Genomic DNA, 13,195 nt, shown 5'->3' with positions numbered 1-13,195 from the left:
GCGGCCATCGCTGGCAAGCCAGCGATGAGGCCCGCCCAGACAACATAGAAACAGAGGTATGAAATGTCCCACCCCCGCTGGCTCAGAAACATCCGCCCCTACGGCGCCCCCGCCGAAGACCTGCTGATCGAAAACGGCAAATTCACGCAACGCCGCCCGGCCTCCAATGCTCCGCTGGCCGCCACCGACATCGACGGCCAGAACCAGCTCCTGACCGCCCCGCTGGTGGAAAGCCACGTCCACCTCGACAAGACCCTGTACGGCCAGCCCTGGCGCCCGAACAGTGCCGGCCCGACGCTCAAGGACTACATCAGCAACGAGCGCCGCGTGCTGCGCGAAGTCAAAGCGCCAATTGCCGAACGCGCCGGCGCCCTGCTGGAGAACTGCATCGCCCGGGGTTCACTGACGATGCGCTGCCATGTCGACATCGACCCGGAATTCGGCCTGCGCCACGTCGAGGCCATGCAACAACTGCGCGAAACCTACAACGACCTGATCGACCTGCAACTGGTGGTCTTCCCGCAAACCGGCCTGATCAGCCGCCCCGGCACTGCCGAACTGATGCGTGAAGCCATGGCCCTGGGCGTGGAAAACGTCGGCGGGCTCGACCCCTGCGGCATCGACAACGACCCGATCGCGCAGCTGGATTTCGTGTTCAAACTGGCCAGTGAATTCCAGCGTGGCGTCGACATTCACCTGCACGACAAAGGAGAACTGGGCCTGTGGCAGATAGCCCGGATCGCCGATTACACCGAGCGTTTCAACCTGCAGAACCGGGTGATGATCAGCCACGCCTATTGCCTGGGCATGCTGCCGTGGCGTCAGGTCAAACCGGTCGCCGAACGCCTTGCTGCACTGGGCATTTCGCTGATGAGTTCGGCGCCGGCCGATTGCGCCGTTCCACCCTTCCTGGCGCTGCGCGAGACCGGCGTCAACGTGTGTCTGGGCTCCGACGGCATTCGTGATGCGTGGTCGCCGATGGGCAATGGCGACATGCTGGAACGGGCAATGCTGCTGGCGTTTCGTTTTGATCTGGGCAAGGACGATGAACTGGCGGCGGCGTTCGACGCGGCGACGGTCAACGGTGCCCGCGCATTGGGGATCGAGGATTACGGCTTCGCCATCGGCCGGCCGGCAGACTTTCTGCTGATGCCGGTGGAAACCCTTGGTGAAGCGGTAGTCGCGCGGCCAGTGCGTCAGGTCTATCGCGGCGGCGAACTGATCGCCAGCGGCGGTCGTTTGCTGGGCAGCCGTCTGTGAAACGGATCGGCCTGAAGGCCGGTTGCGTGGTCGGTTTCGACGGCACGCAACATGTGCTGTGGCGTGACGGTGAAGTGGTGTTTATCGGCTCGCGCATCGAGTTTGTCGGTCGCGGTTATCAAGGGCCGGTGGATCAGTGGATCGACTACGGCAATGCGCTGATCGGCCCCGGTTTTATCGACCTGGACGCCCTCGGCGATCTCGACTCCACGGTGCTGACCCTGGACAACGGCGACGAGCGCGCCATGGGCCGGATGTGGTCGGCGGAGTATCTGGCGGCCGGCCCGCACGAATCGTTCAGCCCCGAAGAAGAGGTCTTCAAATACCGCTACGCCTTAACCCAGTTGATCCGCAACGGCATCACCACCGCCATGCCGATCACCTCGATGTACTACCGCGAATGGGCGGAGACCTATGACGAGTTTGCCGCTGTCGCCGATGTGGCGGGCGAACTCGGCCTGCGCACCTATCTCGGCCCCTGCTACATGAGCGGCATGAGTTACTGGCGCGCCGACGGCACCCTCGCCCATCACTGGGATGAGGCTCGGGGCCTGGCGGGACTGGACGCGGCCGAACGGTTTTTCAAGGATTTCGATGGCGCCCGCGCCGGGTTGATTCGCGGCGCGCTGCTGCCGGATCGCATCCAGACCTGCACGCCGAAACTGCTGCAACGCACATCCGCCTTGAGCCGCGAACTGAACGCACCGATGCGTCTGCATTGCTGTCAGGCGCCGGGGGAAGTGGCGATGGTCGAACAGTTGCGCGGCACCACGCCGCTGGGCTGGTTGCAGCAACTCGACCTGCTCACCCCGCGCAGCCTGCTGCCCCACGGCCTCTACACCTCGGGCGATGACGATCTGCAGCGGGTCATTGACGGCGGCGCGAGTCTGGTGCACTGCCCGTTGGTGTTCGCCCGTGACGGCGAGGCGCTGAATTCGTTCGGCCGCTATCGTGCCAAAGGCATCAACTTCGGCCTCGGCACCGACACCTGGCCGGCAGACCTGCTGGAGAACATGCGCCACGGTTTGAACATTGCCCGCTTGATGGAAGGCGGGCCCGCGCTGACCAGCAGCCTGGATCTGTACAACGCCGCCACCCTCGGCGGCGCCAAGGCGCTGGGCCGTGACGACCTCGGTCGCCTGGCCGCCGGCGCCAAAGCGGATATCACCGTGTTCAACCTGCGCGGTCTGCACCTGGGCCCGCTGTTCGATCCACTGAAAAACCTGCTGCTGGCCGGGCGCGGCGACGACTGCATCGCCAGTTACATCGATGGTCGCTGCGTGATGCACGACGGTCAGGTCAACGGCGTCGATTACCCCACTCTGCAACGCCAGGCCCAACGCCAATACGAAAAACTGATGCGCAGCCACAGCGACCGGGCCTTTGGCCGACCGGACTGGAAAATCCTGTTCCAGCCGGCCATTGCGTTCGCCGACGACTACAGCGCCGAAGCGCCGTTGAGCGCCATCGATCCACTTCTTTAGAGAACACTGCCATGCACAGCTTCGATTTCAGCCAACTGAGCCCACGGGAAAAGTACAAGATTCTGATCGGCAGCGTAGTGCCGCGCCCGATTGCTCTGGTCACCACCATCGATGCCGAAGGCCGGGTCAATGCCGCGCCGTTCAGTTTTTTCAATGCGCTGTCGGCGGATCCGCCCATTCTCGCGCTCGGCGTGGAGAACTACGGCGACCAGAGCCCGAAGGACACGACGCGCAATATCCAGATGAATCAGGAATTCACGGTCAACATCGTCAGCGATGCACTGGTGGAAGCCATGAACGTCTGCGCCGTGCCGTTCGCGCCGGGTTTCGATGAATTGACCGCTGCGGGCCTGACAGCGATTCCCGGCACCTCGGTCAAATGCCCGCGAATCGGCGAAGCACCGGTGGCGCTGGAATGCCGACGGATGATGGCGCTGAACATCGGTCAGTCCCGGGAGATCATTTTTGGCGAGGTGTTGATGGCGCATGTGCGCGACGAGTTGATCGACCCGAAAACCCTGTACATCGATCAATTGGGGCTGGATGCGATCGGGCGCATGGGCGGGCATGGTTATGCGCGGACCCGGGATTACTTCGACCTGCCGACCCGCTCGTTGCAAGCGTGGACGGAAGCGCCGGGGGGTGGCGAGCGGTTCTGGCCACAGCGCTGAAAGCTATTGCTCGTTCCCACGCTCCGTGTGCTGCTCGTGCTGATCGTTCCCACGCTCCGCGTGGGAACGCATACCGTGACGCTCTGCGTCACAGTGGACGCGGAGCGTCCATGGCGGCATTCCCACGCGGACGGTTCGACGCCTCGACGTGGGAACGATCAACGATGAAGGGCGTGGGAACGAGCAGCAGGTTCAGTGGGTGTCAGTGGAAGTCGCGGCTCTGTACGCGGATGCCGTTGAGCAGCGGAGTCAGATCGCTCAAGCGTCCGGCGATCAGATGCCGCACCTCGCCTTCCCGCTCCCAGCGGCCATCGACCTTGAGCAATTGCGAGCCCACCAGCACCTGACGCTGACGCTCGGCCAGATCGCGCCAGACCACCACGTTGACGTTGCCGAACTCGTCTTCGAGGGTCACGAAGGTCACGCCGCTGGCGGTGCCCGGCCGCTGGCGACCGGTCACCAGCCCCGCCACGCTGACCGGCCGGCCATGCTCGACTTCCAGCAACTCCCGGGAACTGCGACAGCGCCGCGCCCGCAACTCGTCGCGCAATAGCGTCAGCGGGTGCGGCCCCAGCGTGGTGCCCAGCGTTGCGTAGTCGGTGAACAGGTCTTCGCTGACACTCGGCGTCGGCAGCAGCACATCCGGCTCTTCCTGACTCGGCAACCCGGCAAACAACCCAAGCTGTTTCTGCACCCCGGCCACTTCCCAGCGTGCCCGATGACGATGACCGGCCAGACCGCGCAATGCCCCGGCATCGGCCAGCAGCGCCTGAGCGCGACTGTCGAGCCCGGCGCGTTCGCCCAGATCGGCGACATCGGCAAACGCCCCCCTCGCCCGCGCGCTTTCAATGCTGCGCGCATCCTCCTCGCGAAAGCCCTTGATCATCCGCAGGCCCATGCGGATGGCCGGTTGCTCGCCGGTGATCGGCTCCAGGCTGCAATCCCAGTCGCTGGCGCGCACGTCCACCGGGCGGATCTGCAAATGATGACGGCGCGCGTCCTGAAGAATCTGATCGGGGCTGTAGAACCCCATCGGCCAACTGTTGATCAGCGCACAGGCGAACGCCGCCGGTTCGTGGCACTTGAGCCAGCAACTGGCATAGGTCAGCAAGGCAAAACTGGCAGCGTGGGATTCAGGGAAACCGTAACTGCCGAAGCCCTTGATCTGCTCGAAGATCTGCGCGGCGAATTCCGGGCTGTAGCCGTTTTTCTTCATGCCGGCGGCCAGCCGCTCTTTGTGCGGTTCCAGTCCGCCGTGGCGTTTCCACGCGGCCATGGAACGGCGTAACTGGTCGGCCTCGCCGGGGCTGTAGTCGGCGGCAACAATGGCGATCTGCATCACCTGTTCCTGAAACAGCGGCACGCCGAGGGTGCGTTTGAGCACCACTTCCAGCTCCGGTGACGGATAGGTTTCCTCTTCCTCCTTGTTCCGGCGGCGCAGGTACGGATGGACCATCCCGCCCTGGATCGGCCCCGGCCGGACGATGGCCACCTCGATCACCAGGTCGTAGAAGGTTTGCGGGCGCAGGCGCGGCAGCATCGACATCTGCGCCCGGGACTCGATCTGGAACACGCCGATGGTGTCGGCGCGGCTGATCATGTCGTAGGTCGGACGATCCTCAGGCGGGATGGTCGCCAGGCTCAGGTCCTGATGACGATGACGGCGCAGCAGGTCGAAACAGCGGCGGATCGCGCTGAGCATGCCAAGGGCGAGGATATCCACCTTGAGCAGCCCGACGGCGTCGAGGTCGTCCTTGTCCCACTGGATGATGGTCCGGTCGGCCATGGCGGCGTTTTCCACCGGCACCAGCGTGTCCAGCGGTTGCTCGGAAATCACGAAACCACCGGGGTGCTGCGACAGGTGCCGGGGGAAGCCGATCAGTTGCCCGGTCAGGCTCAGCACGCGATGCAGCAGCGGACTTTCGGGGTCGAAACCGCCTTCGCGCAGACGCTCCACGGGCGGCGTCTCATCGCTCCAGTGGCCGCAGCAGTCGGCCAGCGCATTGATCTGGTCCGGCGGCAGCCCCAGCGCCTTGGCCACATCGCGGATCGCACCGGAAGCGTGGTAGGTGCTGACCACCGCGGTCAGCGCCGCACGACGGCGACCATAACGACGAAACACGTATTGCAGGACTTCTTCCCGGCGCTCGTGCTCGAAATCCACGTCGATGTCCGGCGGCTCGTTGCGCTCCCTCGACATGAAACGTTCGAACAGCAGCGTGGTGCGATCCGGGTCGATCTCGGTGATGCCCAAGGCAAAACACACCGCCGAGTTGGCCGCCGAACCTCGGCCCTGGCAGAGGATTTTCTGCTCCCGGGCGAAGCGCACCACGTCGTGCACGGTGAGGAAGTAGCTTTCGTAGCCGAGTTCGGCGATCAGCTCCAGCTCATCGTCGATCTGCTTGAGCACCTTGGGTTGTGCGCCTTTCGGCCAGCGCCAGGCGATGCCCTCTTCGGTCAGGTGGCGCAGCCAGGAACTGGCGCTGTGTTCCTCGGGCACCAGTTCTTTCGGATATTGATAACGCAACTCGCCAAGATCGAACGTGCAGCGGCGGGCCAGTTTCACCGATTCGTCCAGCAAGGCCTGCGGATACAACTCGCGCAACACATCAAGGCTGCGCAGATGCCGCTCGCCGTTGGGGTGCAGGCGCAAGCCGGCTTCGGCCACCGGAACGTGATGGCGGATCGCAGTCATGGTGTCCTGCAAGGCCCGCCGGCCACGGGCGTGCATGTGCACATCACCGCTGGCCACGGCTGGAATCTGCAGTTCATCCGCCAGATTCAGCAGTGCGGCCAGCCGTTGCTGATCGTTCTGCCCGCGATGCAACTGCACCGCCAGCCACAGCCGTTCACCGAACGCCTGTTTCAGCCAGCGGCCCTCTTCCTCCTCATCGACCGAATCCGGCACCCACAGCACCAATAGCCCCGGCAGCGGTTCGCTGAAGTCCTCGCGCAGTATTTGATACTGGCCTTTCCGGGTTCGCCGTCGAGCCTGGGTGATCAAACCGCACAACGCCTGATAACCCTCGATGTTCTCGACCAGCAACACCAGTTTCGGGCCGTTCTCGATGCGGATTTCGCTGCCGATGATCAGCGGCAGCTCCACGGATTTGGCCGCCTGCCAGGCACGAACGATCCCGGCCAGGGTGCATTCATCAGTGATCGCCAGTGCCTGATAGCCGTGTTTTTTCGCCCGCTGAAACAGCTCCAGTGCACTGGACGCACCACGCTGGAAACTGAAGTTCGACAGGCAGTGCAGTTCGGCATAACCCTGACTCACGCGAACCAGCCCTGCAGCCACAACGGGCCGCCCTCACCCACCGCCCGGTACGCCCAGCCTTGCTGGCCGGCGCGGTTCTGGATCAAGTAATAGTCGCGGCGCACATCGTCACCGTCCCACCAGCCGGACTCGATGCGTTCCGGGCCCATGAGAATCCGCGCCGAACCTTCGGGCACGGATTGCGGTTCGCCCAACAACCAGCCCGGACGCTGCACGCCCGGCAATGCAGGGCAACGCTGTTTGTCATCGGCGTTCTGCCACGCGCACTCCGGGCGATGATCGGCCTGAAAGCGCAGGCCCTGCACCGCCTCATCCCCCAGCCGCGCGCGCAGGCGTTCGCGCAATTGCTCCCAGGGCAAGGTCTGCTGCGGGCGGTCGTCGAACAGCTCCTGAAACTGCGGCACGAAACTCGGCAGATCCTCGGCGCGCAGACGAAAACCGCGCACCGGGGCTTCGACCTGCACCTGCTCCAGTCGACCACGGGCCAGCTCGAACAGCATCGCCGGATCGCGCTCGGCGCTGAGCAGGCCGACCTTGATCAGCGTGTCCGGCAACCCGGCGTGTTCCAGATGCAGATCGAAGCGCTGCACGCCGCTGTCGCGCCCGCACAAAAACGCCGCCAGATCGGACGTCAGGCGGCGCAATGGAAACAGCAGCGCCTGATGGGACTGCACGTCGAAATTGAGTTCGATGCGCACGTCGAAGCGATCCGGCGGCAGGTAGAACGCCAGCGCCAGCGGCCGTGCGCCGAACAGCGTGTCCAGGTGCTTGAGCATCGGCGCCTCGAAACGCCGGGCCAAGGCCTGACGCGGCAGGCTCTGCACCTGATGGAGGTTGCGCAGGCCCATGCGCGACAGCGCCGTGGCCACACTCGGCTCCAGCCCGATGCGGTCGACCGGCAGTTGCCCGAGGTGATGGCGCAGGGCTTCACCGTCGGGCACCACCAATCCGTCGTAGGCGTTGGCCAGCACCCGCGCCGCCACCGGGTTGGGCGCGGCAACGATGCGGTGCCGAAAGCCCAGCTCGGTCAGCTCCGTGCGCAACCGCGCCTCGAACTGCGCCCAGGAACCGAACAGGCCGAGGCTCGATTCGATCTCGAACACCACGGTGCGCGGGTAATGCACGCTGACCTGGGCGCTGAAACGATAGGCCCAGGCGGCGAGAAACTGCTGCCAGTGCTCGACCTCGGCCGAATCGTAATCGACGGTGGCAAACCCTTTGCTCATGGCCTGCGCAGCAGTCATCGACTGCCCCGGACGCAAGCCCAGGGCCCGCGCCGCCGGGTTGACCGCTTGCAGCACCCGGCGCTGGGCCGGGCCGCTGAGCAGCGCCAAGGGTTGCTCGGGATCGGGGCGCTGGCGCAGCACGGCGTCGAGGGCCAATTGCGGGAACAGAATGCAAACCCAGCGCATGGCGACCTCAATGCCCCACGGTGAAGGCAATCGGTGCGCTGCGCGCCAGTCCGCCCCGGCACTTGAGCACGCGCAACTGCGCCGGGCGCGCATCGATGGCAATGCGCAACGCGGCCGGCGACGGGTTGACCGCTTCGCTCAAGGGGCGCCACGCGAACGCCAGGGTCTGGCCGGTTTCCGCCGCCACCTGCAAACGGCGCAAGGCGCGGTCATCGGCCTTGTGCGGCCAGCACAGCACCGCGCCGCAACTGCCCGAGCGCAGGCATTGTTCTGCCGCCCACAACGCATCGCGTTCGCTGGCCTGGATCACCGACAACTGACGCAGATCGACCCCGGCATTGGCCCAGGCCTGCGGGTACGGCACAAACGGCGGCGCCACCAGCACGATGCGCTCCCCCGCCGCCGACAGTCGCGCCAACGTCGGCCACACCAGTTGCAGTTCGCCGACACCGGGCCCGGCCAGCAGGATTTCGCTCAGCGCCGCTTCCGGCCAGCCGCCACTGGGCAAGGCAGCATCCAGCGCCGCGTGGCCGGTGGGTTGCGGGCTGGCGGCCGGTGGCGCAGGCCGGCCCTTCCAGACCTGGCCGCCATTGAACAGCGTATCCAGCGCAACGACGGCCCCCATCAGCCTTGCCTCACCAGACCGCAGAACACCCCTTCGATGGCCAGATCCTGATCGGCCCGCACCACAATCGGCTGGTACGCCGGGTTGCGCGGCAACAGGCGAACCTCATCGCCGACCCGTTCGAAGCGTTTGATGGTGACCTCACCGTCGAGTCGTGCCACCACGATCTGGCCATTGAGCGCCTCGGGGTTGCGCCGCACGCCAACCAGATCGCCGTCGAGAATCCCGTCCTCGATCATCGAATCGCCCTGCACCCGCAGCATGTAGTCGGGCGTGCGGGAGAACAGCGCCGGGTCGAGCATCAGCCGATTGTGCAGGTCGGCATCGGCGCCGATAGGCGCACCGGCGGCCACTCGGCCGAGGACCGGCACTTCGAGCAGTTCCGGCCGCGCCGGCTGCCCGAGCAAACGAATGCCCCGGGCCTGATGCGGGTTGACCTCGATGAACCCGGCTTCGGTGAGCGCCAGCACATGCTTGCGCGCCACGCTGCGGGAGGCGAAACCAAAAGCCTCGCTGATTTCAGCGAGGCTTGGGGGCTGACCGTGTTCGGCGATGCGTTCGCGGATAAAGGTCAGGATGGCGGTACGGCGGGGAGTCAGAGTCGTCATGGAGTACATTTGTACTCCTGTGGGATTTTCCTGACAAGCACCGCCAGTCAGCTCAAACCCACTGATGATCGTTCCCACGCTCCGCGTGGGAATGCAGCCCGTGACGCTCCGCGTCACTGGACGCGGAGCGTCCCTAGAGGCATTCCCACGCAGAGCGTGGGAACGATCAGAAGCACGGAGTCAGCTCAAACCGCGTTTGGCGAGAAACCCTGCGATGTAATCAATAAACGCCACAACCTTGGCCGTAGCCCGCCGATGACTCGGGTACACCGCCAGAATGTGCGGGCCGAAGCTGTCCGGGTCGATCTCGTAATCCGCCATGACCCGCACCAGTCGCCCGTCGGCGATGTACGGCGCGGCGCTCCACAGCGGCGTGTGCAGCAAACCGCGCCCGGCCAGGGCGCTGGCCAGCAGCAAATCGTAATTGTCACTGCGCAACAGCGGCGCCGCCGGTTGCGCCAGGCTCAGGCGCTGGCCGTCGCGTTCGGCCCACCAGAACTCGCGGCTGAGCAACGGATGCCGGTACAGCAGCCATTCATGCTGATCGAGGGTTTGCGGCGTCACCGGCAACCCTTTGCGCGCCAGGTATTCAGGGCTGCCGCACAGCGCCAGGCGATTGCTGCCGACCACTCGCGCGATCAGCCCCGGCAAGTCGTCGTGCCCCTCGCGCAACGCCAGGTCATAGCCGCTTTCCAGCAGATTGACGAATTCGTCGCACAAATCCACTTGCAGGCTGATCTGCGGGTATTGCTGCAAAAAGCCGTCACACACCTGATCGAGAAACGCCCGCCCGTAAGCCAGCGGCGCGGTGATTTTCAGGCTGCCGCGCAGGCCGTGCTGCAACTGCTCGATTTCCTCGCTGGCCTCGTCCAGCCGTTGCAACACCTGGCGTGCGGTTTCCAGATACAGCCGGCCGATTTCGGTCAGCAGAATCCGCCGCGTGCTGCGCTCGAACAGCCGCGCGCCGAGTTCGGATTCCAGATGATTGACCGCTTTGGTCAGGGCCGACGGGGTCTTGCCCAGTTGCTCGGCAGCGCGGCTGAAACTGCCGAGTTGCGCGGTGACCACGAACATTTTCAGTGCACCCAGCTTGTCCATGCTTTTTCCATTCAGGCAAAAACGTTTTTCGTGAGGGAGGCGTTCTGTCGGGCGTTGGCAGCCACTAATCTGGCCATCAGACGCAATAACAAGGAAATGTTCAATGAAAAGATTCATCCCGCATTTCGCAAAAAATGTGCTGGTCGCCGCTATGAGTTTTGCCTCGATGGAAGCCATGGCCGCCACCGATCTGGTGCTGCTCAATGGCAAGATTTTCACCGCCGACCGCGCCCAGCCGAAGGTTCAGGCGCTGGCCGTGGAGAACGGCAAGGTGCTTAAAGTCGGCAGCGATGCGCAGATCAAGGCCTTGATCGAGCCCGGCACCCAGGTCATCGACCTGAAAGGCCAGGCGCTGATGCCCGGCCTGATCGACAGCCATTCCCACGCGATTTTCGGCGGGCTGGAAATGGTCTCGGCCAACATGGAAGACGACGTGGTCGGTCTGGATGAACTGGAAAAACGCCTGCGCGGCTGGCGTGACGACGGCAAGGCCCGGCATGGCGATGTGCTGAGCGTGGCCGGCATGAGTTCGGCGTATTGGGCCAAGGCTGAAGCGCTGGGCAAAATCTTCAACAACGGCGAATGGGCCGACGTGCCGGTGGTGTTCACCGGCAGCGATCACCACACGGCGTGGGCCAATAACGTGATGCTCAAGCGTGCGGGCATCGACGCCGCGCTGCTGAAAACCCTGCCGGACGCAGAAAAAGACACCATCGGCAAACTGGCCAGCGGTGAACCGAACGGCTTTGTGGTCGACGCCGGCTGGGATCGGGTCGCCTCGAAAATGCCGGTGCCGAGCCCGGCCGACATGCTCAAGGCCGCGCAATCGGCGGTGCGTTTCAACAACAGCCTGGGCATCACCGCGTGGATGGACCCCGCCGCCAACGCCGCGCCGGGCGAGCCGGTGTTCGCCCTCAAGCCCACCGAGAAAACCGTCGGCGTGCTGCCGGCCTATAAAGCCCTGTCGGAAAGCGGCGGCATGACCGCCCACGTCGCCGCGCTACTGGTGGCCAACCCGAAAAGCGTCCCGGCCGACCTCGACACCCTCGACAAGGTGCGCCGGCAGTTTCAGGGCATCCCCAACCTGACGCTGCCTGGGATCAAGATCTTCGCTGACGGCGTGATCGAATACCCGGCCCAGAGCGCGGCGATGATCGATCCCTACAGCAACTCGCACAAACAGGGCGAGTTGCTGATCGATCCGCAGCACTTCGGCGAACTGGTCAGTGCCATCGACCAGCGCGGCTGGCTGGTGCACATCCACGCCATCGGCGACCGCGCGGTGCGCGAATCGCTAAACGGTATCGCCCAGGCGCGCAAGGACCGGCAGAGCGGCGTGACGCACTCGATCACCCACCTGCAAATGGTCAACCCGAAGGAGTTCGCCCGCTTCAAGCCGTTGAACGTGATTGCCTCGATGCAGCTGCTGTGGGCCAGCGCCGACGACTACACCACCGACATGATCAAGCCTTACGTCAGCGCTCTTGCCTTTCGCTATCAATACCCGGCGCATTCGCTGCTCAAACAGGGCGCGACGATTGCCGGCGCCAGCGACTGGCCGGTGTCCTCGCCGAACCCGTGGAACGCCATGGCCCAGGCCATCACCCGCACCGGGCCGCTGGGCGTGCTCAACGCCGACGAACGCCTGGATCGCGAAACCATGTTCTACGCCTACACCGCCAACGCCGCGCGGACCATCGGCCTGGAACAGCAGATCGGCTCGCTGAGCCCTGGCAAACAGGCCGATTTCATCGTGCTCGATCGCGACGTGTTCAGCGTCGACGACAAGGCCCTGCATGACACCCAGGTGCTGCAAACCTGGTTCGCCGGCCGTCAGGTCTACGCCCCTACCCTCCAATAACAATCGCCGTACCCGCTGCCCGCCCCCGCGCCCGACGCCGGGGTCCGGCGCAGCCTTGCCCGCTTCCTGCCCATAACAACCACAACAACGGGACTTCACATGAAAGCCTTGCCCCTGCTCGCCCTCACTTCCTTGAGCCTGCTGCCTTTGAGCAGCCACGCGATAGCCCTGAACGATGATTTCGCGGTGCTGGTCGACCTGACTCTGGCCAGCGACTACCGCACCCGCGGCATCTCCCAGACCCAGAACGACCCGGCGGTGCAGGCCGGCCTGACCCTGGCCCACAGCAGCGGCCTGTACCTCGGCGCGTGGAGCTCGAACGTCGATTTCGGTGGCGGCCTGAAAACCCGTCAGGAAGTCGATTACTACGCCGGCTGGTTGTGGCAGGCCACCGAGGCCGTGAGCCTGGATCTGGGCTACATCAAATACGCGTATCCCAAGGAGAGCCAGTTCAACCAGAGCGAGGTGTACTCGATTCTCAGCGCTTACGGCGTGAAACTCGCGGCTTATTACTCCAGTGACGCGCCGGGCATCGACAGCAAACAGAGTTCGCTCTACAGCTACATCGGCTATGAAACCGAATTGCCGTTCCATTCCGGGCTGAAGCTGCGCTACGGCAACATGGACTTCAAGGATCCGCATATGTATTCGGCGTCCGGTCACAGCGAAGAGTCTTACCGGGAGTGGGAAGTCAAACTGACCCATAACGTGGCCGGCATGGTGCTGGGCCTGAGCTACATCGACACCGACCTCTCGCAGAGCCAGTGCCTCAGCAACTGGGGCTTCAAGGACGTGTGCACGGCCACGGTCGTCGCCAGCGTCAGCAAGTCCTTCTGACCCGCCGCAAATCTCCCGTGGGAGCCGGCCTGCTGGCGCCCACATTTTTTTTGCACTTA

Annotated in this window: 10 protein-coding genes; 5 read left to right on the top strand and 5 right to left on the bottom strand. The window is 64.5% G+C overall.

Translation table 11 applies throughout. The features are described 5' to 3' along the window. Positions 1-63 precede the first annotated feature (63 nt). From CAF80_RS28010 to CAF80_RS28000, 3 genes are read left to right on the top strand one after another with little or no spacing between them, the layout of a single operon-like run. Entirely contained in the window at positions 64-1,260 is a 1,197-nt protein-coding gene (locus CAF80_RS28010) for an amidohydrolase family protein (RefSeq protein ID WP_085668234.1), read from the top strand. Continuing rightward, complete coding sequence (locus CAF80_RS28005; RefSeq protein WP_085668235.1) at positions 1,257-2,744, top strand: amidohydrolase family protein; 1,488 nt, start codon at positions 1,257-1,259, stop codon at positions 2,742-2,744. Before CAF80_RS28010 ends, CAF80_RS28005 begins: the two co-directional genes overlap by 4 nt. An 11-nt stretch (positions 2,745-2,755) precedes the next feature. Next, positions 2,756-3,415, top strand: a complete 660-nt coding sequence (locus CAF80_RS28000; protein ID WP_011334531.1) for a flavin reductase family protein — start codon at positions 2,756-2,758, stop codon at positions 3,413-3,415. A 202-nt stretch (positions 3,416-3,617) separates the two neighbouring features. On the opposite strand, the gene CAF80_RS27995 is transcribed toward CAF80_RS28000, so the two are convergent. The 5 genes from CAF80_RS27995 to CAF80_RS27975 form a co-directional block, all read right to left on the bottom strand. Next, positions 3,618-6,716 carry an error-prone DNA polymerase gene (locus CAF80_RS27995; protein WP_218191740.1) on the bottom strand — a complete coding sequence of 1,033 codons (3,099 nt, stop codon included), beginning with the start codon at positions 6,714-6,716 and terminating at the stop codon, positions 3,618-3,620. Beyond that, positions 6,692-8,107 carry a DNA polymerase Y family protein gene (locus CAF80_RS27990; protein ID WP_085668236.1) on the bottom strand — a complete coding sequence of 472 codons (1,416 nt, stop codon included), beginning with the start codon at positions 8,105-8,107 and terminating at the stop codon, positions 6,692-6,694. The genes CAF80_RS27995 and CAF80_RS27990 overlap by 25 nt, the downstream gene beginning before the upstream one ends. A gap of 7 nt (positions 8,108-8,114) precedes the next feature. Beyond that, positions 8,115-8,732, bottom strand: a complete 618-nt coding sequence (gene imuA, locus CAF80_RS27985; protein WP_011334534.1) for a translesion DNA synthesis-associated protein ImuA — start codon at positions 8,730-8,732, stop codon at positions 8,115-8,117. After that, the gene (lexA, locus tag CAF80_RS27980; protein ID WP_064381249.1) at positions 8,732-9,349 is read right to left on the bottom strand and encodes a transcriptional repressor LexA; all 618 of its coding nucleotides are present in this window, start codon (positions 9,347-9,349) and stop codon (positions 8,732-8,734) included. Before lexA ends, imuA begins: the two co-directional genes overlap by 1 nt. Before the next feature lie 171 nt (positions 9,350-9,520). After that, a complete protein-coding gene (locus tag CAF80_RS27975; protein ID WP_085668237.1) occupies positions 9,521-10,438 on the bottom strand; it encodes a LysR family transcriptional regulator in 918 nt (305 codons plus the stop codon). 103 nt (positions 10,439-10,541) lie between these two features. Here CAF80_RS27975 and CAF80_RS27970 point away from each other — a divergent pair, with 103 nt between their 5' ends. Further along, on the top strand, positions 10,542-12,299 hold the full coding sequence (locus tag CAF80_RS27970; RefSeq protein WP_074690282.1) for an amidohydrolase: 1,758 nt from the start codon (positions 10,542-10,544) through the stop codon (positions 12,297-12,299). Between the two features lie 99 nt (positions 12,300-12,398). Continuing rightward, positions 12,399-13,136 carry a TorF family putative porin gene (locus tag CAF80_RS27965; protein WP_074690280.1) on the top strand — a complete coding sequence of 246 codons (738 nt, stop codon included), beginning with the start codon at positions 12,399-12,401 and terminating at the stop codon, positions 13,134-13,136. The last annotated feature ends 59 nt before the right edge of the window (positions 13,137-13,195 follow it).

This window comes from Pseudomonas sp. B34(2017), from assembly GCF_002112915.1.
Classification (GTDB): Bacteria; Pseudomonadota; Gammaproteobacteria; order Pseudomonadales; family Pseudomonadaceae; genus Aquipseudomonas; species Aquipseudomonas pharyngis.
The sequence above is the reverse complement of the archived record's forward strand: the minus strand, read 5'-3'. Positions and strand labels throughout refer to the sequence as shown.

Coding starts and splice junctions, on each gene's coding strand:
- CAF80_RS28000 (WP_011334531.1), top strand. CDS start 2,756: ATGCACAGCTTCGATTTCAGCCAACTGAGCCCACGGGAAAAGTACAAG.
- CAF80_RS27990 (WP_085668236.1), bottom strand. CDS start 8,107: ATGCGCTGGGTTTGCATTCTGTTCCCGCAATTGGCCCTCGACGCCGTG.
- CAF80_RS27975 (WP_085668237.1), bottom strand. CDS start 10,438: ATGGACAAGCTGGGTGCACTGAAAATGTTCGTGGTCACCGCGCAACTC.
- imuA (WP_011334534.1), bottom strand. CDS start 8,732: ATGGGGGCCGTCGTTGCGCTGGATACGCTGTTCAATGGCGGCCAGGTC.
- CAF80_RS27965 (WP_074690280.1), top strand. CDS start 12,399: ATGAAAGCCTTGCCCCTGCTCGCCCTCACTTCCTTGAGCCTGCTGCCT.
- lexA (WP_064381249.1), bottom strand. CDS start 9,349: ATGTACTCCATGACGACTCTGACTCCCCGCCGTACCGCCATCCTGACC.
- CAF80_RS27970 (WP_074690282.1), top strand. CDS start 10,542: ATGAAAAGATTCATCCCGCATTTCGCAAAAAATGTGCTGGTCGCCGCT.
- CAF80_RS28010 (WP_085668234.1), top strand. CDS start 64: ATGTCCCACCCCCGCTGGCTCAGAAACATCCGCCCCTACGGCGCCCCC.